20 protein-coding genes are annotated in these 21,609 nt (G+C 63.6%); 13 read left to right on the top strand and 7 right to left on the bottom strand.

Features of this window, described 5'->3' with window-relative positions; translation table 11 throughout:
- Nucleotides 1-22: 22 nt before the first annotated feature.
- Nucleotides 23-1,243 (bottom strand): 5-aminolevulinate synthase, encoded by a 1,221-nt coding sequence (gene hemA, locus D4Q51_RS01310; protein WP_120075862.1) that lies wholly within the window; start codon nt 1,241-1,243, stop codon nt 23-25.
- Nucleotides 1,244-1,349: 106 nt separating this feature from the next.
- Nucleotides 1,350-2,150, bottom strand: a complete 801-nt coding sequence (gene murI, locus D4Q51_RS01315) for a glutamate racemase (protein ID WP_120075800.1) — start codon at nt 2,148-2,150, stop codon at nt 1,350-1,352.
- A 112-nt stretch (nt 2,151-2,262) separates the two neighbouring features.
- On the opposite strand from murI, the gene plsY reads away from it, so the two are divergent.
- The 6 genes from plsY (at nt 2,263) to D4Q51_RS01345 (ending at nt 8,621) form a co-directional block, all read left to right on the top strand.
- Nucleotides 2,263-2,862, top strand: a complete 600-nt coding sequence (gene plsY, locus D4Q51_RS01320; protein ID WP_120075803.1) for a glycerol-3-phosphate 1-O-acyltransferase PlsY — start codon at nt 2,263-2,265, stop codon at nt 2,860-2,862.
- Nucleotides 2,859-3,956, top strand: a complete 1,098-nt coding sequence (gene dprA / locus D4Q51_RS01325; RefSeq protein WP_120075805.1) for a DNA-processing protein DprA — start codon at nt 2,859-2,861, stop codon at nt 3,954-3,956. Before plsY ends, dprA begins: the two co-directional genes overlap by 4 nt.
- On the top strand, nt 3,949-4,320 hold the full coding sequence (locus D4Q51_RS01330) for a hypothetical protein (RefSeq protein ID WP_120075807.1): 372 nt from the start codon (nt 3,949-3,951) through the stop codon (nt 4,318-4,320). The genes dprA and D4Q51_RS01330 overlap by 8 nt, the downstream gene beginning before the upstream one ends.
- Before the next feature lie 87 nt (nt 4,321-4,407).
- Entirely contained in the window at nt 4,408-6,972 is a 2,565-nt protein-coding gene (topA, locus tag D4Q51_RS01335; protein WP_120075810.1) for a type I DNA topoisomerase, read from the top strand.
- Nucleotides 6,972-7,154, top strand: coding sequence for a hypothetical protein (locus tag D4Q51_RS01340; protein WP_120075812.1), 183 nt, complete (start codon nt 6,972-6,974; stop codon nt 7,152-7,154). The genes topA and D4Q51_RS01340 overlap by 1 nt, the downstream gene beginning before the upstream one ends.
- 60 nt (nt 7,155-7,214) lie before the next feature.
- A complete protein-coding gene (locus D4Q51_RS01345) occupies nt 7,215-8,621 on the top strand; it encodes an MFS transporter (RefSeq protein ID WP_240624510.1) in 1,407 nt (468 codons plus the stop codon).
- Nucleotides 8,622-8,735: 114 nt separating this feature from the next.
- On the opposite strand, the gene D4Q51_RS01350 is transcribed toward D4Q51_RS01345, so the two are convergent.
- Genes D4Q51_RS01350 through lepB form a run of 4 tightly spaced genes read right to left on the bottom strand, consistent with a single transcriptional unit; the run spans nt 8,736 to nt 11,849 of the window.
- A complete protein-coding gene (locus D4Q51_RS01350) occupies nt 8,736-9,485 on the bottom strand; it encodes a DUF4272 domain-containing protein (protein WP_162925083.1) in 750 nt (249 codons plus the stop codon).
- Entirely contained in the window at nt 9,482-10,384 is a 903-nt protein-coding gene (gene era, locus D4Q51_RS01355; protein WP_120075816.1) for a GTPase Era, read from the bottom strand. The genes D4Q51_RS01350 and era overlap by 4 nt, the downstream gene beginning before the upstream one ends.
- Nucleotides 10,381-11,052, bottom strand: a complete 672-nt coding sequence (gene rnc, locus D4Q51_RS01360) for a ribonuclease III (protein WP_120075819.1) — start codon at nt 11,050-11,052, stop codon at nt 10,381-10,383. Before rnc ends, era begins: the two co-directional genes overlap by 4 nt.
- A complete protein-coding gene (gene lepB, locus D4Q51_RS01365) occupies nt 11,049-11,849 on the bottom strand; it encodes a signal peptidase I (RefSeq protein WP_120075821.1) in 801 nt (266 codons plus the stop codon). The genes rnc and lepB overlap by 4 nt, the downstream gene beginning before the upstream one ends.
- A gap of 240 nt (nt 11,850-12,089) precedes the next feature.
- Between lepB and pgi the strand changes: the two genes are divergently transcribed.
- The 3 genes from pgi (at nt 12,090) to D4Q51_RS01380 (ending at nt 14,949) form a co-directional block, all read left to right on the top strand.
- Nucleotides 12,090-13,598: a glucose-6-phosphate isomerase gene (pgi, locus tag D4Q51_RS01370; RefSeq protein WP_205689420.1), complete on the top strand. Its 1,509-nt coding sequence runs from the start codon at nt 12,090-12,092 to the stop codon at nt 13,596-13,598.
- A 90-nt stretch (nt 13,599-13,688) separates the two neighbouring features.
- Nucleotides 13,689-14,357 carry an EF-hand domain-containing protein gene (locus D4Q51_RS01375; RefSeq protein ID WP_120075826.1) on the top strand — a complete coding sequence of 223 codons (669 nt, stop codon included), beginning with the start codon at nt 13,689-13,691 and terminating at the stop codon, nt 14,355-14,357.
- A 109-nt stretch (nt 14,358-14,466) separates the two neighbouring features.
- Entirely contained in the window at nt 14,467-14,949 is a 483-nt protein-coding gene (locus D4Q51_RS01380) for a TspO/MBR family protein (protein ID WP_120075828.1), read from the top strand.
- Here the strand turns inward: D4Q51_RS01380 and D4Q51_RS01385 are convergent.
- A complete protein-coding gene (locus D4Q51_RS01385) occupies nt 14,946-16,187 on the bottom strand; it encodes a hypothetical protein (RefSeq protein ID WP_162925084.1) in 1,242 nt (413 codons plus the stop codon). The genes D4Q51_RS01380 and D4Q51_RS01385 overlap by 4 nt on opposite strands.
- Before the next feature lie 297 nt (nt 16,188-16,484).
- On the opposite strand from D4Q51_RS01385, the gene D4Q51_RS01390 reads away from it, so the two are divergent.
- The 4 genes from D4Q51_RS01390 to D4Q51_RS01405 all read left to right on the top strand — a co-directional run.
- Nucleotides 16,485-17,891 carry a DEAD/DEAH box helicase gene (locus D4Q51_RS01390; RefSeq protein ID WP_120075833.1) on the top strand — a complete coding sequence of 469 codons (1,407 nt, stop codon included), beginning with the start codon at nt 16,485-16,487 and terminating at the stop codon, nt 17,889-17,891.
- Between the two features lie 81 nt (nt 17,892-17,972).
- On the top strand, nt 17,973-18,989 hold the full coding sequence (locus D4Q51_RS01395; protein WP_120075836.1) for a hypothetical protein: 1,017 nt from the start codon (nt 17,973-17,975) through the stop codon (nt 18,987-18,989).
- Nucleotides 18,990-19,090: 101 nt separating this feature from the next.
- A complete protein-coding gene (gene gorA, locus D4Q51_RS01400; protein ID WP_120075839.1) occupies nt 19,091-20,440 on the top strand; it encodes a glutathione-disulfide reductase in 1,350 nt (449 codons plus the stop codon).
- Nucleotides 20,441-20,515: 75 nt separating this feature from the next.
- Nucleotides 20,516-21,609, top strand: a 1,094-nt coding sequence (locus D4Q51_RS01405; protein WP_162925064.1) for an acyl-CoA carboxylase subunit beta, incomplete at its 3' end; no start/stop codon positions are given.

The raw sequence follows: 21,609 nt of genomic DNA on the forward strand, positions 1-21,609 counted from the left end.
CTGCCACGTGCAGCGCAGATGATCAGGCCGCTTCGCGCAGTTCGAGGTCCAGCCGGTCCCAGATTTCGACAAGCGCTTCAGCCAACTCGTCCATCATCGCTTCGGAGTGGGCCGGACCGGGTGTGAAGCGAAGCCGCTCCGTACCACGCGGCACGGTGGGGAAGTTGATTGGCTGCACGTAGACGCCGTATTCGGCCAGCAGGATATCGCTGATCTTCTTGGCGCGCACGGGGTCGCCCACCATCAGCGGCACGATGTGAGTCGTGCTGTCCATTACCGGCAGGCCCCTGGCGCGCAGCTTCTGCTTGAGCGCGGCGGCGGCGGCCTGCTGCCCGTCACGTTCCACGCTGCTTTGCTTGAGGTGACGGACCGAGGCGAGCACACCTGCGACCAGCACCGGGCTGAGCGACGTGGTGAAGATGAAGCCCGGCGCGTACGACCGGATGCAGTCGATCACCTTCTTGCTGGAGGCGACATAGCCGCCCATCACGCCGAACGCCTTGCCGAGTGTTCCCTCGATCAGGTCGATCCGGTGCGCGGCATTGTCCCGCTCCGAAATGCCGCCCCCGTGATCGCCGTACATGCCCACGGCATGGACCTCGTCGATGTAGGTGAGGGCGTTGTACTTCTCGGCTAGATCGCAGATCGCATGGATCGGGGCCACGTCTCCGTCCATCGAATAGACGCTTTCGAAAGCGATGACCTTGGGCGTGTCCGGGTCTTCGGAAGCAAGCAACTGCTCCAGATGCTCGACATCGTTGTGACGGAAAATCCGCTTCTCGCAGCCGGAATTGCGAATGCCGGCGATCATGCTGGCGTGGTTCAGTTCGTCGGAAAAGACGATGCAACCGGGCAGCAGCTTGGCGAGTGTGGAAAGCGTCGCGTCGTTGGAAACGTATCCGCTGGTGAACAGCAGCGCGGCTTCCTTGCCGTGCAGATCGGCAAGCTCGTTTTCGAGCTGGATGTGATAGTGCGTGTTGCCGCCGATGTTGCGCGTGCCGCCAGAGCCTGCACCGACATCGTGCAGCGCTTCTTCCATCGCGGCCACGACTTTTGGATGCTGGCCCATGGCGAGGTAATCGTTCGAGCACCACACCGTGATCGGTTTCGGTCCGTTGTGTCCTGCAAAGCAGCGCGCATTGGGGAAGGCACCCTTGTTGCGCAGGATGTCGATAAAGACGCGGTAACGCCCCTCGGAATGCAGGCGATCGATGGCCTGGTCGAAGATCTGGTCGTAGTTCAGCGTACCTGTCCAAGCTGCGCCGCTAAGGGACTCGCGGCTCTGTATGGGGGCGGATTTAGTCAATAAGTGCTCAGGTTTGAAGCACGAAGTTTGCGAACCATTCGCATTAAAGTGGCAGTATTCTGCCGATTCCGTATCGTTCAAGTCCGCCGAGTAGAGCTTCGTTAACTTGTCCATCACCCGTCACAATCGCAAAGTCATCATCCTGCCGGTCGAACGACTGGCCTTGGGTAAGGTAGGCGATACGGCGAGCGATTCCTTGCGCTCCGTCAATGAATTGCACTTTGTTGCCGAAAGCTACGGCCAGTTCATCCTGCACCAGCGGGAAGTGGGTGCAGGCGAGAACGACGGTGTCGATGTCCTCTCCGCGCGCCTGCCGGCGCAGGCCCTCGGCAGCAGCGGTGAATATCGCGGGATCGGGAGTACCGCCGCGCAGCTTCAGTTCTGCCGCGGCGACAAGATCGGGCGCGGCATGGCGCAGCAGCAGCTTCCCTTGCGCAAATTTTGCCTCGAGATTGTCGACGTAGGTCTGCCGGATGGTGGCAGCCGTCCCCAGCAGGCCGATCGTGCCGGTCCGCGTCAATTCGGCGGCGGGCTTGATCGCGGGCACCGTGCCGACGATCGGTGTTTCCAGCACGTCACGCACCATGCCAAGGGCGATGGTGCTCGCGGTGTTGCAGGCGATGCAGATCAGGCGAGGGTGGTATCGCTCGGCCAGGCGGCCCAGCAGGCCAGCGACGCGCGCGGCAACTTCGGCCTCCGTCTTTTCGCCGTAGGGAATGCCCGCGAGGTCGGCGGCGTAGATCACCGGTGCATCGGGCAATTCCCGTCGCAGCTCGGCAAGCACGGTGAGGCCGCCGAAACCGGAATCGAAAAGCAGGATGGGGGCTGTGGGCTGAACGTCCAAGACAAACTCCGTTCGGGCCGAGCTTGTCGAAGCCCTGCACTTCACTTAGGCGCTCAACTAGAGGAAAAGACAGCCCTTCGACAAGCTCGGGGCTAACGGTTATGGGGCATTGATGGAACAGTTTCTTGGATTGCTGCTGGGATACGCCTTCGGCTCGATCCCGTTCGGCCTCCTGCTGGCCAAGGCAGGTGGCAAGGGCGACATCCGTAGTATCGGCAGCGGCAACATCGGCGCGACCAACGTGTTGCGTACGGGTTCGAAGAAGCTGGCGGCGGCTACCTTGCTGCTCGATCTGGCGAAGGGATTGATGCCGGTCCTGATCGCCAAGGCTGTGTTCGACCAGTCGGCCAGTGCTTTCGGCCCTGTTCCCCTCGCTGCCCTCGGCGCGGTGCTGGGTCACTGCTTCCCGGTCTGGCTCGGCTTCAAGGGCGGCAAGGGCGTAGCCACCAATGCGGGCGTTTCCTTTGGTCTCGCGTGGCCGATCGGGCTTGCTTACGCGCTGGTCTGGATCGCCGTCGCCTACCTCTCGCGCATCAGTTCTCTGGCCGGAATGTGCGCGGTGATAGCCGCTGCGATTGCTGCCGCCGCGCTGGGATATGCGGCCTACGTGCCTGCGCTGGCGATCATCGCCGTGCTCGTCCTGTGGCTGCACCGCGCGAACATCGGCCGCCTCGTTCGCGGAGAGGAGCCGAAGATCGGGCAGGGCAATTGACCGCGGAAAAGCTGTCGCAGGAGGAGGCGTTTGCCCGCATCCAGCTGCTGCGCTCTGCCAATATCGGGCCTGTCAGCTATGCCCAGCTCCTGGGCCGCTTCGGCAATGCTCGCGACGCGGTGGACGCCCTGCCGGACTTGGCCGCTCGCGGTGCCAAGCGCAATTACAAGGCCGCGCCGCGCGAGCGGATCGAGCGAGAGGTGCAGGCCGCGCGCAAGGCCGGGGCGCGCTACCTGTTTCACGATCAGCCGGACTATCCCGCAAACCTTGCGGCTATGGACGGCGCGCCGCCCATCGTGACCATGCGCGGCGACCTGTCGCTGGCCTCGCGGCCTTGCGTCGCCATGGTGGGCGCGCGCAACGCCTCTGCCGCTGCCGTGAAGCTGGCGCGGGATTTTGCGCGCGAACTGGCGGCGGAGGGCTTCGTGGTCGTCTCCGGCCTTGCCAAGGGTATCGACGGGGCCAGTCACGAGGGTGCATTCCCACACACCGTCGGCGTGATCGCCAGCGGCATCGACATTGCCTATCCCGCACAGCACGCCAAGTTGCAGGAACGGATCGCCAGCGATGCGCTGCTGATCGCGGAGGAACCGCCCGGCACCGAGCCGCGCGGGCAGCAGTTTCCCAAGCGCAACCGCATCATCGCAGGGCTCGCCGTGGGCACCCTCGTGGTCGAAGCCGCGCCGAAGTCTGGCTCACTCATCACCGCAAGGTTGGCGGGCGAGGCGGGTCGCGAAGTAATGGCCATTCCCGGCCATCCGGCGGATGCGCGGTCTCATGGCTGCAACCAGCTGATCCGCGAAGGCGCCGTGCTCGTGCAAACCCCGCAGGACGTCGTCGAATTGCTCTCGGGCTTCGACGGCCAGCCCCGTTCCAGCGTGCGGGAAGCCGCATACAACTACGCGTTCAGCGAAGCGAACGAAGACCTTCCGGCAGACGACATTGCCACGATCCTCTCCAGCGCGCCCGTCGCGGTGGACGAACTGGTCCGCCAGACCGGCACGACGCCGGGCGCGGTGCAGATGGCGCTGCTGGAACTGGAGATTGCCGGGCGGCTGGAGCGCCACGCCGGTGGGAGAGTGAGCCTTGCCTGATACGCCGAATTCCGCCGTCACTTTCGCGCGGCGCGTATATATCATAGCCGCGATCTACGGTTTTCTCGCCGTGCCGGCTCTTTACTTCACCGACGCGCCCGATCCGCACCGGCTGCTCTATTTCGCCTTCGCCGGGATTGCGCTGGTGTTCCAGGGCGTGTTCCTCGTCATCGCCCGCGATCCGCAGCGCTACGCCGCTTTCCTTCCGCTCACCGTGTTCGAGAAGATCAGCTTCGGCATTCCCGCGCTGGCCTTCTGGTCGCAGGGGCAGGCGGCGGAAGATATGGCACTCGGCGGAGCGGTGGACCTCGTTTTTGCCGCGCTCTTCATCGCCGCGTGGCTGAAGATGCGAAAGGCGGCTTGACGAATCCGGCCAAGGGCCACCACCTTCGCGCGTACGTACACGTGAGGCTCGCCGTGCCGGGCCGGACATCAGGATACTTCAGTCACAATGCAACTCGTCATCGTTGAGTCGCCCGCCAAGGCGAAAACCATCGAAAAATACCTCGGCAAGGACTTCAAGGTTCTGGCTTCCTATGGCCACGTCCGCGACCTGCCGCCCAAGGACGGCTCGGTTCGACCGGACGAGGATTTCGCGATGGATTGGGAAGTCTATGCCGACCAGCGAAACCGGGCGCAGGTGAAGGCGATTGCCGATGCCGCAAAGAATGCAGACCGCCTGATCCTGGCCACTGACCCCGATCGTGAAGGCGAGGCGATCAGCTGGCACGTCATGGACCTGCTGAAGAAACGCAAGGCACTGCCGACCAAGGTGGAGCGCGTGACTTTCAACGCCATCACCAAGACCGCCGTGACCGAGGCAATGAAGAAGCCGCGCGAACTCGATCAGGATCTGATCGACGCATATCTGGGCCGCCGCGCGCTGGATTACCTGTTCGGTTTCACCCTTTCTCCCGTACTTTGGCGCAAGCTGCCGGGCGCGAAATCGGCAGGCCGCGTGCAGTCCGTGGCGCTGCGCCTGATCTGCGAGCGCGAGCGCGAGATCGAGGTGTTCCGGGCGGACGAATACTGGTCCGTGGTTGCCAAGATGGAGCAGGACGGCACCGCCTTCGACGCGCGCCTCGTGCGCTATGACGGCAAGAAGCTGGAGCGGCTTTCAATTGGCGACAGGGGCACGGCGGACGCTGCGAAGGCTGCCGTCGAGAGCGGCAACTTCAAGGTCGAGGAAGTCGACACCAAGCCGGTGAAGCGCAACCCCGCGCCGCCGTTCACCACCTCTACCCTGCAACAGGAGGCCGCCCGCAAGCTGGGCTTCTCTGCCAGCCACACCATGCGCTGCGCCCAGACTCTCTACGAGGCGGGCGCAATCACATACATGCGTACCGACGGCGTGCAGATGGATATGAGCGCGATCATGGCCTGCCGCGATGCGATTGCGGAGCGGTTCTCCGACGACTATCGCCCGGAAAAGCCGCGCTTCTACTCGACCAAGGCGAAGAACGCGCAGGAAGCGCACGAAGCGATCCGGCCGACCAATTTCAGCAAGGACCGCGCAGGATCCGGCGACGAGGCGAAGCTGTACGACCTTATCTTCAAGCGCGCGATGGCGAGCCAGATGGCGACCGCGCAGCTGGAGCGCACCACCGTCACCCTGCGCGAGGCGACCGGCGCACATGAGTTGCGCGCCACCGGGCAGGTGGTGAAGTTCCCCGGCTTCCTTGCCGTCTATTCCGAAAGCTTCGACGAGAAATCGGAAGAGGACGACGACAACCTGCTGCCGATGATGCGCAAGGGTGACAGCCCGGCAAAGAAGGCCGTCGAGGCGACCCAGCACTTCACCCAACCGCCGCCGCGTTTCAGCGAAGCCAGCCTCGTGAAGCGGCTGGAGGAACTGGGCATCGGGCGACCTTCCACCTATGCCTCCACCATCCAGACGCTGCGTGACCGTGACTACGTACGGATGGAGAAAAACCGTTTCTTCGCAGAGGATTCGGGCAGGCTGCTGACAGCATTTCTCGAACGCTTCTTCCCCCGTTACGTCGCCTACGACTTTACCGCGGAAATGGAGGACGAACTTGACGAGGTTTCCGGCGGGCGCTTCCAGTACAAGACGCTGCTGGAAAACTTCTGGCGCGATTTCAAGCCGAAGAGCGACGAGGTGATGGAGCGTCAGCCTTCGGAAGTGACCGAGGTGCTCGACACCTTCCTCGAGGACTTCCTCTTCCCCGAACGCGAGGACGGCCATCACCCGCGCTGGTGCCCCTTGTGTGCCGAGCAGGGCCGCGAAGGGGGCGAACTGCACCTGCGCGGGGGCCGATACGGCGCGTTCATCGGCTGCGTGAACTATCCGGAGTGCAATTTCCGTCGCAAGTTCGGTCAGCCGGGCGGCGAGGATGGCAGCAACGATGGCGTGATGGGCGAAGACCCGGAAACGGGCTTGCCGGTGGAGCGCAAGACCGGGCGCTTCGGCCCTTATGTGCAGCTGGGCGAGGGCAAGGACGCCAAGCGCGCCTCCATCCCGAAAGACCTCGACGATTTCGACCTGGAATGGGCGCTCAAGCTGCTCGCCCTGCCGCGCGTGGTCGGCCAGCATCCCGATACCGGCAAGGATATCGAGGCGGGCCTGTGGCGCTATGGCCCCGCGGTCCGTCACGAAGGTACCTACGGCAAGCTGCAGAACACCGCCGAAATTTTCGAGATCGGCATGAACCGCGCGGTGGACCTGCTGGCGCAATCGGCCAACCGTAAGGGCGGTGGGCGCGGTAGCCGCGAGCCGCTGAAGGTGTTCGGCAAGAATGACGCGGGTGACGAGATCAAGTTGATGGACGGCCGCTATGGTGCCTACGTCACGGACGGCACCACCAACGCGACCATCCCCAAGGATACCGACAAGGACGCGCTGACGCTGGAACAGGCGCTGGAACTGATCGCGGCGAAAGCGGCGAAGGGTCCGGCGAAGAAGAAGCGCAAGGCTCCTGCCAAGAAGAAGACCGCCGCGAAGAAGAAGGCTCCGGCCAAGAAGAAAGCCCCGGCGAAGACTGCGGAAGACAGCTGATGGCCAAGGAGCAATTCGAACGCCACAAGCAACCCTGGAACGGTGAGGAGGCGGGCAAGCTGAAATTGCTCGCCGCCAAGGGGCAGGGCTTGAAGCAGATCGCCAAGGCGTTGAACCGGAGCGAGGAATCGACGCGGGATTTCGCCAAGAAGAACAAGATCGGTATCGCCAAGAAGCGCTGACGCCGAACGGCGGATTTTTTCGCACTTGCACAATTGGCAACACGGTCGCACATGGTGGCGATGCAGCGCCACGGCACATTCTCCCACAATCCGCAGGCCGGGAAGGTTGCGGATGACCATCCCGGCTTGCCAAAGCCGCGTCGGTGGTGGGCGATTGCAGCAATCAGCTTCGGCACCGCGCTGCTGGTGATCGACGGCGCGATTGCCAATGTCGCGCTGCCCACCATCGCCCGCGAACTCTCGGTCAGCGAGGCAGCCGTTACCAACGTGGTGACGGTCTACCAGCTCGTGCTGGTGATGCTGCTCCTGCCGTTTTCGTCGCTGGGTGACAGGCTGGGCCACCGAACGCTTTACCAGGCGGGGCAGGGACTGTTCATGGTCGCTTCTGCCGCGTGCTACTTCGTCGAGAGCTTCACCGTTCTGCTGCTGCTGCGCGCCTTTCAGGGCATCGGCGCGGCCATGGCGCTGAGCGTTTCGGCAGCGATGCTGCGGCAGATATATCCGGCCAGCAAGCTGGGCACAGGCATGGGCGTCAACTCCGTTATCGTGGCGAGTTCCGCTGCCCTCGCGCCGACGCTGGGCGGGTACATCGTGGGCAACCTGCCGTGGCAGATCGTTTTCGTGGCTGCGGCGCCTCTGGCGGTCGTCTCGCTGCTGATGGGGCGATCTCTGCCCGATCCCGAACCGCGCGACCAGCCTTCAAAGTGGCGCAGCGGCGTGCTGAGCGCGCTGACCATGCTGTTCCTCGTCGGCGGCATCCAGCTCGGTACGCACGACGCGCTGGGCTGGGGCATTGCGACGTTCGTTGCGGGTGTGATCCTGCTGCTGCTGCTGATCCGGCGCGAACGGCGGCGGGAGGCTCCGGTATTCCCGGTAGACCTGCTTTCGAAGCCAGTCTTGGGGCTGTCGGCACTCGCCAATTTCTGTAGCTTCATCGCCGCAGGCGCGCTGATGCTGGGCCTGCCGTTCCGTCTGGAGATCGGCATGGGCTACGATCCGCAGACCGTGGGCCTGCTGCTGCTGCCGTTCCCGCTGACGATGCTGGTCGTCTCGCCCATCTCCGGCTGGGCGTCGGACCGGATCCCGGCGACCAAGCTGGGCGTCACAGGCATGAGCATCGCGATCGTCGGCCTGCTGCTGCTCGCCACCATGCCCGATCAGCCGGGCGAATGGGGCATCGCCTGGCGCCTGAGCCTGACGGCGCTGGGCTTCGGCCTGTTCTTCAGCCCCAACTCGCGCCTGCTTATCGGCCGCGCCCCGCGTGACCGGGCAGCGGCGGCAGGCGGCCTGCTCTCCACCTCGCGCTTGTTCGGGCAGACGATGGCCGCCGTGGTGATCGGCCTGCTGCTGGCGGGCGGTTTGGGCCTTGGCCCGGTGCCGCTGTATGTCAGCTGCGCCCTGGCCGTGGTGGCGGCACTGGCGAGCCTCGCGCGGTTCTCCCAGCGTAAGAGCGCGGCAAACGGGTGATCGGCACACATTCAGGCCAGTTTCACCGTCGGTGCCGATGTCTACATCGCCAAGCCGTTCGAAGAGCTTGTGCTGAAAGCCAAGCTGGAGATACTGGGCGCTCTTTGAGCCCGCTCATGTGTCGGTGGTGACATCGTCCCACTCGAGCTCGCAATAACCCACCAGCCAATTCAGGGCCTTGTGCCGTTCCATCACGACCCCGTAGTCCAATCCGACGGGCGCTTCTTCATCTGCCTGGCTCGCATTGCGACAGGCCCAATGTAGTCTGTAGATCAGGTCCGCTTGGTCGAGAATTTCCGACACATCGCGTAGGTCGAGATTCTGCCATTCAGAGGCAGTATTGAAGAGTTCGACAAGTCGCGGGAGATCGACGATTTGATCGGGCAAGCCGAGTTCGTCGTCCCAACGCCCAAGAGCCCAAGCTAGAGGAAGTGCTGCTTCGTATTGCCAAGCGAACTGCACAGACTGGTGCTGGGTCGGACTGAACTCGGCGAGGTATGCGGTCTCCTCTGGGGAGAAATGACTGGCAAGCTGTCTAAGCTTGATTGTTTCGCGGATCTTGCTGTCAACCGCGTGCGGCGAAGGTTCGCAGAGCAATCCATCGGCCCGTAATGCGCAGGTCATCAAAGCCGAGAATCGTGCGAAGACTTCCTCTGGAGATCGAAGTTGAACTTCGGATTCATCTTCGATGCGCGGCAGGTGTCGATTGATTGGCACACCAAGCCTGACGAGCGCAGTTTCCGTGCGGGCCTTGCGCGACTTTGCATGGAAATCGGAAGGCAGCTCACCGTCAAATGGAACAACCCTTGGCACTTTGTCATCGGTGCCAAAGATTCGCGACAGCCATTCGCCAATTCGGCTCACTTCACCCAGTCCAGCCCGATTTCCTCGTAGACTTCGCGGTTTTCGGCCCATTTCTCGTCCACTTTCACGTGGAGGAAGAGGTGGACCTTCACGCCCAGCATTTCCGACAGTTCCTTGCGCGCCGCTTCGCCGATGGCCTTGATGCGGCTGCCCTGCTTGCCCAGCACGATGGGCTTTTGGCTGTCACGCGAGATCACGATCTGCTGGCGTACCTCCACGCTGCCGTCGGGGCGCTGGGTGTAGCTTTCGGGGCGCACGGCGGCATCGTAGGGCAGTTCTTCGTGCAACTGCTGGTAAAGCTGTTCGCGCGTCACTTCGGCAGCCAACAGGCGCTCGCTGGCGTCGGAGACCTGGTCTTCCGGGTAGTGCCAGGGGCCTTCCGGCATCAGCGAGGCGAGTTGCTGCTTCAACTCGGGCACGCCGTCTCCGGTGAGAGCGGAGACGAAGAATACCTCGCTGAAATCGGCAAGCTGTGTGAGTTCCTGCGCCAGTTCCAGCAGCGGCTCCTTCTTTGAAACATCGACCTTGTTGAGCACGAGGATCTTGCGCTCCTTGCGGTCCTTCAACTGCTCCACCAGCGGCATCAGTTCGTGGCGGCGCTGCTTCACAGGGTCCACCACCAGCAGCACGGCATCGGCTTCCACCGCGCCTTCCCACGCCGCGCTCACCATCGCGCGGTCGAGGCGGCGCTTGGGTTCGAAGATGCCGGGCGTGTCGACGAGGATCATCTGCACATTGTCCAGCAGGGCAATGCCCAGCAGGCGCGCGCGGGTGGTCTGCGCCTTGGCGCTGGTGATGGCGACCTTCTGGCCGACGAGCTGGTTCACCAGCGTGGACTTGCCCGCGTTGGGCGCGCCGATCACGGCGACAAGACCGCATTTCTGTTCGGACTCGTTCATCCGTATTTCTCCATGAATAGACGCGCGGCCTCGGTCTCTGCCTCGCGCTTGCCGCTGGCCGTGGCTTCTACCGCGCCCACCTTGTACACGCTGACCTGCACGGTGTAGCGGCGATTGTGATCGGGGCCGGATGTGTCGGTGACGGCGTATTCCGGCGGGCGCCGTTGGTTTCCGGCGGCCCATTCCTGCAGCGCGCTCTTGGGATGCTTGCGGCGGCCCGTTTCGCCGTCGAACACTTCACGCCACAGGTCGCGGATCAGGGTGCTGGTGGGATCGAAACCGGCTTCGAGGAAGTTCGCGCCGATCAGCGATTCCATGATGTCGCCCAGCACGTTATCGCTATCCTGCGCGCCGTCCTCGCGGGCCTGTTTGCCCATGCGTACGTGATCGCTGGTGCCGATACTACGGGCGCGGCCGGCGCAGACCTGCTTGCTGACCAGCGCATTCAGCCGCTGTGCCAGCTTGCCCTCGGCGCTGTTCGAATGTGTGTAGAGCCAGTCGGCGATGGTGAGGCCCAGCACGCGGTCACCCAGGAATTCGAGCCGGTCGTAGTCCTTCGCTTCGCCAAGGCTGCCATGGGTCAGCGCCTCGTGCCACAATGCCTCGTCCTTCACGGTGAAGCCTTGGCTTTCCAGCCATTTGCGCGTGCCGGGTTCCAGCGTGCTCATATGCCTTGGAAGATCCGGTTCCAGCGCACGCCGTTGCCCCACGACCAGTACATGAAGCTGGCTTCGGCCACGAGGTTTTCGGTCGGCACCAGGCCCACCCAGCCACCGGAAACGGACGGACGGCGGCTATCCTGCGAGTTGTCGCGGTTGTCGCCCATCATGAACACGTGGCCATCTGGCACGACGACGGGCGGAGTGTTGTCCACGCCCACCACGCCAAGGTCCAGCACGTTGTAGCTGACGCCGTTGGGCAGCGTTTCGCGGTACTGCGGATAGCGGCAGGCGGGAATCCCCGTCTCTGTCTGCATCGCGAAGCGGCCGGAATAGCAGCGTTCGCCCACCGGCAGTTCGACCACGAAATCCTCGATCCGCTCTTTCGGCACCGGCTCGCCGTTCAGCACCAGCTGGCCGTCCACCATCTGCACGGTGTCACCGGGCAGGCCGATCACGCGCTTGATGTAGTCGCTCTTGTCGATGGGGTGCTTGAAAATGGCGACGTCACCATGCTCCGGCAGGCTGGCGAACACGCGTCCATCGCCCACGTCCACATCGAACGGCAGCGAGTAGCGCGAGTAGCCGTAGGACCACTTCTGCGCGAACAGGTAGTCGCCCACCAGCAGGCGGGGCATCATGGACTCCGAGGGGATGTTGAAGCTGGTGAAGACGAAGGTGCGGAACAGCAGCACCACGATCACCAGCTTGACCAGGAACCAGCCGAAGCTCTTCCAGTCTTCCTTTTCCTCGGGCTTGGCCTTTTTCGGCTCTACCACTTCGCGCGGGGTTACATTGTCTGTCATCGGCGGCGGTCTTGTTGCGAGAGGGCGCGCGCGTCAAGCGTGGCCTTGCAAAAGTCGACGGATGGCGGATGCGGGCGGTCTAATGTGGAACACCTGGAACACTGTCCTGATAGAGAAAATCGCAGGTTTCCCCCGCGTCTTCGCAAATGCACAAAAAAGCCCCGATTTGCGGTTTCCATTCATGGCGCGAGGGCCTAGCCATGCGGGAAACCGGTAGGAAAGGAATCGCCACCAGTGAGCATGACCCGCGACGAAGCCTGGAACGCCCTGGCCCTGCATCCTGACCCCACGCTTGAAGAGCTGTTCGCCGCCGATCCGGACCGCGTCGACAAGCTGACCGGGCGGATCGAGCTTGGCGAAGTGGGCATCCGTTTCGACTGGTCGAAGACTCACCTGACCGACGAACTGCTCGGTGAGTTCGAGGCGCTGGCCGAGGCATCCGATTTCGGCAAAATGCGCGACCGGCTGTTCGGCGGCGAGGTTGTGAACCCCACGGAGAACCGCGCGGCAGAACACTCCGCCCTGCGCGGCGTGGGGCAGGATGCCAGCGTAGAGGAAGCCGAGGCCCTGCGCGAGAGGATGAAGCTGCTCGTCGGTGCGATACACGAAGGCGCGATGGGCGAGGTGAAGCACCTGATCCACGTCGGTATCGGCGGAAGCGCGCTCGGCCCGGCACTGGCGGTGGACGCGCTGGGGCGTGACGACCCGAAGGTCGACGTGCACGTCGTCTCCAACATCGATGGTGTTGCGCTGGAAGAAGCCTTTGCCGCCTGCGATCCCGCTACCACGCTGATCGCGGTCGCTTCCAAGACATTCACCACCATCGAGACCATGACCAACGCCCACTCCGCGCTGAAGTGGCTGGCGGACAACGGCGTTAGCGATCCCACCGGCCGCGTGATCGCGCTCACCGCCTACCCGGAAAAGGCCGTGGAGTGGGGCGTGGACGAGACGCGCATCTTGCCATTCGCGGAGAGCGTGGGCGGGCGATATTCGTTGTGGTCCTCCATCGGCTTCCCCATCGCGATTTCCATCGGCTGGGACAATTTCCAGGCGATGCTGGACGGGGCCGCCGCGATGGACCGGCATTTCCGCGACACGGACGGGCGGGCAAACCTGCCGCTGCGCGCCGCGTTCTCCGACCTGTTCTACCTGCGCCTGCGCGGCTGCCAGACGCGCGCCGTGTTCGCCTATGACGAGCGGCTGCGCCTGCTGCCCGACTATTTGCAGCAGCTTGAAATGGAATCGAACGGCAAGCGCGTGACCGTGCACGGGGAGCCGAGCGGCCCGACCGCGCCGATCACCTGGGGCGGGGTGGGCACCGATGCACAGCACGCGGTGTTCCAGCTGCTTCACCAAGGCACCCATACGGTGCCGATAGACTTCATCGCCAGTATCGAGCCGGGCGACATGCTGGACAGCGCCCATCACCACATCCTGCTGATGAATTGTTTTGCGCAAGGCGCCGCGCTGATGGCGGGCAAGCAGAGCGACGACCCGCACCGCAACTATCCCGGCAACCGCCCTTCGGCCACGATCCTGTGCGACGATCTGGACGCGGCCACGTTCGGCGCGCTGATCGCCTTCCACGAACACCGCGTCTTCGCCGCCGCCGTGATGCTGGACATCAACCCGTTCGACCAGTTCGGCGTGGAGCTGGGCAAGGAAATCGCGAAGAAGATCGAGAAGGGCGGGGAGCAATTCGATGCCAGCACCGAAGCCCTGCTGAAAGCGGCCGGTCTGGGCTAGCGCGCCCTACATAGCGGATAACTGACAACTTTTTCGGATAGATCGTTCCCGCCATGCGTTGCGCCGATGTAACGAATGGAAGGAAGAGATATGAAAAAGATGCTGATGGCCACCATGGCCTCCGCCGCCGTACTCGGGCTTGCCGCGTGCGGCTCCGAAGACGTCGAGAACACGCCGGTCGACGATATCGACGAGATCGTCGACGAGGACGAGCCCTATCCCGTGGGCGGCGATCTGAACGAAGACCAGCAAGCCAATTACGACGCGATGGACCGCCAGGCCGTGAGCGACGAGTACGACGCCAACATGGCGGACATGCAGTCCGAAATGAACTCTGGCGGCGGCATGGCCGACGGTTCGATGGAATCCGGTTCGATGGAAGACGGCGCGATGTCCGGTTCGGGGTCGATGGAAAGCGATAGCATGGCCGAGGGCGACGCCATGTCGGGCGGCGCATCGATGGGCGATGGCAGTGCCATGTCCGCTTCGTCCGGCTCCTCCATGCCTGCACGCAGCGCGATGGATTTCAGCTATCTCGACCGCAACGACGATGGCCAGCTTTCGGTCGCCGAATACGCGATCTGGGCGCTGCCGACCGATCCCGTCCCGCCAGAGCCGAACGACGCACGCGGTCCGCACCTGACGCAGGACGAGATCAACGAGGCTGGACAGACCTTCTTCTACTTCGATGACGACGGGGACTCTTACCTGTCGCAGGAAGAATTTCAGGATGCCCGCAACTCCGGCCGGGTTGCCTGATCTAAGCAAGAGTTCGTCACGCACGGGGCGGCGGAAGGAATTCCGTCGCCCCTTGTTTTTGGACGAAGCGGCGTTTGGATGTGCGCCGCACCGCGTGTAGGAAGTCAGAATGACATTCCCGATCGTCTTCGCCGTCGCATGGGCCGTGATCCTCGGGCTTGGTGGCGGGCTGCTGACCAAGATCGGCGACTGGTATTACAACCTCCGCAAGCCAAGCTGGCAGCCGCCCGACTGGCTGTTCGGCCCGGCATGGACGATTATCCTGGGGCTTGCGGCCTGGGCCTTCGTACGCTGCTGGCCCGCGGCGGAGGCGGCTGGCGAGACCAACCTGCTGATCGGGCTCTACCTCGTGAACGGCGTGTTCCACTTCTTGTGGTCGCCGCTGTTCTTCACCGTGAAACGGCCAGACTGGGCGCTGGTGGAAGTCCCCTTCCTTTGGCTGTCGGTCCTTTCGCTGACGATTTTTCTGCGCCAGTGGGACGAGCTGGCGAGCTGGTTCATCGTGCCTTACCTCGCCTGGGTCAGCTTCGCGGCAATTCTGAACCTCGTGATCGTGCGGATGAACCGTCCATTCGGCGCGAATGCTGCCTAGACCAGCACGAAATACATCACCGCCAGCGCCGTCATCACCGCGATGGCCGTGATGCACAGCGCCTTCATCGCGATGCCGGGCCGCGCCTCGTCGGGCATGTCGCACCGCGTCACCACCAACAGGTTCAGCAGCGCGATCATCGGGGCGACGACGAAGGTGGCTGACGTCACGAAGTCGAGGAACACGGTGAACTCGCGCATCAGCGTGAATAGCGCGATCACGGCAAGACCCACCAGCACGATGCAGGCATAGAGGTATCCGCGCCGCGTCGTGCTCTGCTCCTGGCGGCCCTGCCACACGGCAAGCGCCACAGGCACCGCGCGGCAATAGGCGTCGAGCGCGGCGATCACGGTAGTGAGCATCACCGAAAGCGCGGCGATGGAGGCCAGAACCGCAGCGCCCGGACCAAGCGCTTCGCGGTAAAGGCCGATCAGTTGCGCGGCAAAGCCCGGCGCATCGCTGACCGGCGCGATGGCCTGCGAATGCATGACGCCTGCACCCATGATGCAGAAGCACACGGCCATGAACGCCGTTATTACGTAGGGCCAGCAGAAGGCCCCTCGCGCTTCCTCGATTTTCGGGCGGGCTTCGGGTGGCAGGCCGCGGTCAGCCTCCACTTTCCACACCGATACGATCACGGAAACGTCCATCGGATTGGGCATGAAGCCAGCCAGCGCGACGATGAACAGCAGGGCGGCGGTTTCCTGCGTCCACGCGAAATCGGCAAGCGTGCCCCACTCGACGCGGGGCAGCACCATAGCGGTGGTGATGAGGGTGGAGACGGCGAGGAAGGCCAGCATCGCCGCGTTCACCCGGTCCAGCAGGCGATAACCGCCCAGCAGCAGCAGGGCCGACGCCGCTACCAGCACGATGGATGCGAGGAGCGGCATAGATATGGTGAGGCCGAAAACGGCAGCCACGATCCCCGCAGTCGCCGCTGCCAGCGCGGCCCAGACAATAGGCACCAGCGGGATCACGGTGACGAGGAACAGCGCCAGCGCCCACAAGCCCAGTTCGCGGTATCCGGTCAGCAACGACGCTCGCCGCGCGTGGCTGAAATCCACGCCGAAGCGGAAGGCTGGGTACTTGAGCAGGTTGGCAAGGACAATCACCACGATCAGCGCCGCCCCGAACATGGCGCCCGCGCGGGTCGACTGGACGAGGTGGGACGTGCCGATGGCAGCGCCCGTGAACAGCAGGCCCGGCCCAGCCATTCGCCGCAGGATCGATGCTTGCACCGTGCGCCACTCCCCCTATTTCCCTACTCGAATGCTGCGCCGATCCGCCCCCGGAGGCAACCGGAAACGCGCCGCCTGCAGGCGAAACCAATTGACTTTTCGCCCGCTCTCCACCACATGCCGCCCATCGAAGCGCGCGCCAGCGTGAAGCGGTGGACGAGACAAATCCCACCCCGGCAGCCCTTCGGTCCTTTTTCCAAAGCTTCCCTTTTCACGCGGGCGGTTTTCAAACCCCGCGATGGCGCGCGCCCACAAGGCTGCGTGCCTGTCGCATATATTGCGAGTTAAATACTTCTGATGACTATCCAATTTTCCGATCTCGGGCTGTCGCAGCCGGTGATGCAGGCCCTCGACATGCAGGGCTACAAGGAACCCACGCCCATCCAGGCGCAGGCCATTCCGCCCGTGCTAAAAGGGCGCGACCTTCTGGGCATCGCGCAGACGGGCACCGGCAAGACCGCGGCCTTCATGCTCCCCAGCATCGACAACCTGCGCAAGGCCGATAACAACATTCCGTTCAAGTCCTGCCGCATGCTTGTGCTTGCCCCCACGCGCGAACTGGCAGCCCAGATCGCCCAGAGCGCCAAGGATTATGGCGCGCTGGCGGGTCTGAAGGTCCATTCCATCGTCGGCGGTACGTCGGTGAACAAGGATCGCAACAAGCTGCATCGCGGCTGCGACATCCTTGTGGCGACGCCGGGCCGCCTGCTCGACCTTATCGATCAGAAAGCGTTCCACCTCTCGGGTGTCGAAGTGCTGATCCTGGACGAGGCCGACCAGATGCTCGACCTGGGCTTCATCCACGCGCTCCGCCGTATCAGCGAACTGGTGCCGGCGGACCGTCAGACCCTGTTCTTCAGCGCGACGATGCCCAAGCAGATCAAGGAACTCGTTGGCAAGTATTGCAGCGACCCGGTCACCGTTTCCGTCACCCCCGCAGCAAGCACTGCGGAGCGGATCGACCAGTACCTGTTCATGGTGCAGCAGGACGAGAAGCAGGCGCTTCTGGAGATGATCCTGTCTGAACGCCACCAGGTGCCCGGCAAGTTCGAGCGTGTGCTGATCTTCACTCGCACGAAGCACGGCGCGGACCGCTTGGTGAAGAAGCTTTCGCAGGTCGGCATCCCGTCGAACGCCATTCATGGCAACAAGAGCCAGCCGCAGCGTGAACGCGCTCTTGCGGAGTTCAAGTCCGCCAAGACGCCGATCCTGGTGGCGACAGACGTTGCCGCGCGCGGGATCGACATTCCCGGCGTCAGCCACGTGATCAACTACGAACTGCCCAACGTACCGGAGCAGTACGTCCACCGCATCGGCCGCACCGCGCGTGCGGGAGCCGACGGCGTGGCGATTGCTTTCTGTGCCGAGGACGAACGCGCATACCTGAAGGACATCAACAAGCAGACCGACGCCAGCTTCGAGCGTCTGCCGCTGCCGGACAATTTCCGCGCCGTGGTGGAAGGCGTCGGCCCGACCAAGCCCGAACCGCGCCAGCCGCGGCAGCGGGTGAAGCCCAAGCCGCGTGGCGCTTCTGCCGACCGGATGAACGACAAGCCCCAGGGCAATCGCGGTGGCGGCAATCGTCGTCGCGGCGGCAAGCCCGGCGGTGGCCAGGGGCAGGGCAGCGGTCAGGGCGGTGGTCGTCAGGGCCGGGGCCAGCGCCGTGGCGGTCGCGGCCGTTCGCAGGGTTCCTCGCAAGGATAAGAATGCCAAGGATAGCCTAATCTTAACCACGCGCGCTCTAGGACACTTTCGTACCGGAGCGCGCGAGGAATAAGGCTACCCATGATCAGGACGAAGACCGCTATTGTCGTTGGCGCAGGTGCCGCGGTCGAAGTGGAACTGCTTGGCCAGCGCGAGATGCTGGGCAAGATCGCACAAGGCTTCGATTTCCAGCGGCTCGGCAGCGACCTGGCAACGCCCGAGATCGAGCAATTCGACAAGCTTTTCAAGCGGGTGAAGGGCGAAGGTGAGAACCTGCGCGATGCCGGTATGCGCATCCGCGCCGGCTCTCGTCTTTCCAGTTCCATCCATGCGCTGTTGCAGCAGCACGGCGAGGACAAGCACGTAAAGGCCGCGGGCAAGCTGGCCATCGCCCATTACACCCTCCAGGCGGAGCGCCAGTCAGCGATGGAAGCGGAACCGCGCGATCCGGGCGATATGCCCTTTCGCGGGTCCGAGAACTGGCTGTTCCAGCTCGGTTACATGGTGGTGGACGGCGTTTCGCGTTCGCGCGCCGAACACTGTTTCGACAATCTCCACATCGTCAATTTCAACTGCGACCGAGCAATCGAGCATTACATGCCGTGGGTGCTGCATTCCGGCTTCGGCATGCCGATCACCGAGGCGCAGGACCTGTGCGCCGAGAAGCTGAAGGTCGTGCATCCCTACGGGCGTGCCGGGCGGCTCGAATGGCAGGCAGGCACAGAAGCCGAGGCAGAATGGGGCGCGGACAATCCGAAGGCCCTGTTCAAGGTTGCCGAGGGTATCCGCACTGCCAGCGAATTTTCCGAGGACCGCCAGATGAAGGCTTCCCTGCAAGCCGGGCTGACGAATGCGCGCCGGCTTGCCTTCATCGGGTTCGATTTTAATTCGCTCGATACTTCGTTGCTGTTCCAGGAACGGCTTACCCACGGCCCTGATGCGCTTGTCGCCCTCGGCGAAGGCGAGAAAAACAAGGTCGACACGATCACCCGCGTGTTGAGAAACCTCGGCGGTATCGCTCCGGACGCGCTGGTGGCCATGCATGTCGGACCAAGCTGGCAGATGCTCGCCAACCATGGCCTGCTGATCGAAAGCTGACGATTCGCGTCCACCGGCAGCAATCTTGAAACTCTTGCCCCTCGGCGAACGTATGGCCATGGACCTTACGAAAATGCCACAAGCAGGAGTTTCCCTCGCCCATGTCCGAATACGATTTCGACCTTTTCACCATCGGTGCAGGCTCCGGCGGGGTGCGCGCCAGCCGCGTTTCGGCGGCCCACGGCGCTAAAGTGGCGATTGCGGAGGAGCACCGCGTCGGCGGCACCTGCGTGATCCGGGGCTGCGTGCCCAAGAAGATGCTCGTCTACGGTGCGCACTTTGCGGAGGACCTGGAGGATTGCCAGAAGTTCGGCTGGGAGATCGAGGGCAGGAAATTCGATTGGAAGAAGCTGCGCGACAACGTGCTGAACGATGTCGACCGGCTGGAAGGTGCCTACACGGACACGCTGGAAAACCACGACGTCGAGATATTCAAGCAGCGCGCCACCATCACCGGCCCGCACGAGGTCACGCTGGCTGACGGCACGAAGTACACCGCAAAATATATCCTGATCGCGACCGGCGCGCACCCGCGCATGCCCACGTGCCAGGGCGCGGAACACGCGATCAGTTCCAACGAGGCGTTCCACCTGGACGAACTGCCTAAGAAAATCCTGATCGCGGGCGGCGGCTATATCGCCAACGAGTTTGCAGGCATTTTCAACGAGTTCGGCTGCGATGTTCACGTGATCAATCGCGGCGACCGCCTGCTCCGCTCCTACGACGAGGGCGTGCGGGACAGGCTCCTCCAGATATCCACGATGAAGGGCATCAAGTTTCGCTTCAACACCACCTTCGAATACATCAAGCCGTGCGATGAGGGCGGCTACTTCGTGAAGCTTTCCGATTCCGACGAGGAAAAGGCGGACCTGGTGATGTTCGCCGTGGGCCGGGTGCCCAACACAAAGGACCTGGGGCTGGAAGCCGCAGGCGTCGAACTGGGCGAGAACGGCGAGGTGAAGGTTGACCGGTTCAGCAAGACCAATATCGACCACATCTATGCCGTGGGCGACGTGACCGACCGCGTGCAACTGACGCCCGTGGCGATCCGCGAGGGGCAGGCATTTGCCGACAGCGTGTTCGGCGATGGCGATCCCGTGGCGGTGGACCACAGCTGCATCCCCAGCGCCGTTTTCAGCCACCCGCCCATCGCCGCCGTCGGCATGACGGAGGGCGAGGCGAAGAACAAGCTGGGCAGCGTGAAGGTCTACCTCAGCGATTTCCGGCCGATGAAGAACGTGCTGGCAGGGCGCAACGAGCGCAGCCTGATCAAGATGATCTGCGACGGGGAGAACGGCAAGATCGTGGGCATCCACATGATCGCGCCCGACGCGCCGGAAATGATGCAGGCCGCCGCCATCGCGGTGAAGGCCGGGCTGACCAAGGCCGATTTCGACGCGACCACGGCGATTCACCCGACAATGGCGGAAGAACTGGTGCTGATGCGCTAGGCTTCTGCCGCCAGCGCCGATTTGACCGAAACCGTTTCTCGTGCAACGGCTTTTGCCAAGTGAAGGAGAGCCGACTTGTCCGCCAATATCGCCGAAATGGAACGCCGCCGTGAAGCTGCTCGCATGGGCGGGGGCCAGAAGCGCATCGACGCGCAGCACGCCAAGGGCAAGCTGACCGCGCGCGAACGGCTCGACGTGCTGCTGGACGAAGGCAGCTTCGAGGAACTCGATACCTACGTCGAGCACGACTGCGTCGATTTCGGGATGCAGGACCAGAAGATACCGGGCGACGGGGTGGTGACCGGCAGCGGCACCATCAACGGGCGACTGGTCTATGTCTTCAGCCAGGATTTCACCGTGTTCGGCGGCAGTCTGTCGAAGCGGCACGCGGAGAAGATCTGCAAGGTGATGGACAACGCCATGAAAGTCGGCGCGCCGGTGATCGGGCTGAACGATTCCGGCGGTGCGCGCATCCAGGAAGGCGTGGCCAGCCTTGGCGGCTATGCCGAGGTGTTTCAGAAGAACGTGCTGGCATCGGGCGTCATCCCGCAGCTCAGCCTCATCATGGGGCCGTGCGCGGGCGGGGCGGTCTATTCGCCGGCCATGACCGACTTCATCTTCATGGTGAAGGACAGCTCCTACATGTTCGTGACGGGGCCGGACGTGGTGAAGACCGTCACCAACGAGGAAGTGACGCAGGAGGACCTCGGCGGCGCGGTGGTGCACACCACCAAGACGAGCGTTGCCGACCTTGCGCTGGAGAACGACATCGAGGCGCTGCTGGCCGCGCGCGAACTGATCGGCTTCGTGCCCGAGAGCAACCGCGATCCGCTGCCCGAACTGCCGACAGACGATCCGTGGGACCGGCGCGAGGACAGCCTCGACACGCTGATCCCGGCCAGCTCCAACATGCCCTACGACATGCACGAGCTGATCCGCAAAGTGGTGGACGACGGCAATTTCTTCGAAATCCAGCCCAAGCACGGTGCGAACATCATCACCGGCTTCGGCCGGATCGAGGGCAAGCCCGTGGGCTTCGTCGCCAACCAGCCGATGGTGCTGGCGGGCGTTCTGGATATCGACGCCAGCCGCAAGGCCGCGCGCTTCGTGCGCTTCTGCGATGCGTTCAGCATCCCGATCGTGACCTTCGTGGACGTGCCCGGCTTCCT

It is taken from the genome of Aurantiacibacter odishensis, assembly GCF_003605195.1.
In the GTDB taxonomy this organism is placed as follows: domain Bacteria; phylum Pseudomonadota; class Alphaproteobacteria; order Sphingomonadales; family Sphingomonadaceae; genus Alteraurantiacibacter; species Alteraurantiacibacter odishensis.

Bases quoted from the DNA above. Each gene is read 5' to 3' on its own strand.
- plsY (WP_120075803.1), top strand. From the start codon at position 2,263: ATGGAACAGTTTCTTGGATTGCTGCTGGGATACGCCTTCGGCTCGATC.
- topA (WP_120075810.1), top strand. From the start codon at position 4,408: ATGCAACTCGTCATCGTTGAGTCGCCCGCCAAGGCGAAAACCATCGAA.
- D4Q51_RS01340 (WP_120075812.1), top strand. From the start codon at position 6,972: ATGGCCAAGGAGCAATTCGAACGCCACAAGCAACCCTGGAACGGTGAG.
- D4Q51_RS01345 (WP_240624510.1), top strand. From the start codon at position 7,215: ATGCAGCGCCACGGCACATTCTCCCACAATCCGCAGGCCGGGAAGGTT.
- era (WP_120075816.1), bottom strand. From the start codon at position 10,384: ATGAACGAGTCCGAACAGAAATGCGGTCTTGTCGCCGTGATCGGCGCG.
- rnc (WP_120075819.1), bottom strand. From the start codon at position 11,052: ATGAGCACGCTGGAACCCGGCACGCGCAAATGGCTGGAAAGCCAAGGC.
- lepB (WP_120075821.1), bottom strand. From the start codon at position 11,849: ATGACAGACAATGTAACCCCGCGCGAAGTGGTAGAGCCGAAAAAGGCC.
- pgi (WP_205689420.1), top strand. From the start codon at position 12,090: ATGACCCGCGACGAAGCCTGGAACGCCCTGGCCCTGCATCCTGACCCC.
- D4Q51_RS01375 (WP_120075826.1), top strand. From the start codon at position 13,689: ATGAAAAAGATGCTGATGGCCACCATGGCCTCCGCCGCCGTACTCGGG.
- D4Q51_RS01380 (WP_120075828.1), top strand. From the start codon at position 14,467: ATGACATTCCCGATCGTCTTCGCCGTCGCATGGGCCGTGATCCTCGGG.
- D4Q51_RS01390 (WP_120075833.1), top strand. From the start codon at position 16,485: ATGACTATCCAATTTTCCGATCTCGGGCTGTCGCAGCCGGTGATGCAG.
- D4Q51_RS01395 (WP_120075836.1), top strand. From the start codon at position 17,973: ATGATCAGGACGAAGACCGCTATTGTCGTTGGCGCAGGTGCCGCGGTC.
- gorA (WP_120075839.1), top strand. From the start codon at position 19,091: ATGTCCGAATACGATTTCGACCTTTTCACCATCGGTGCAGGCTCCGGC.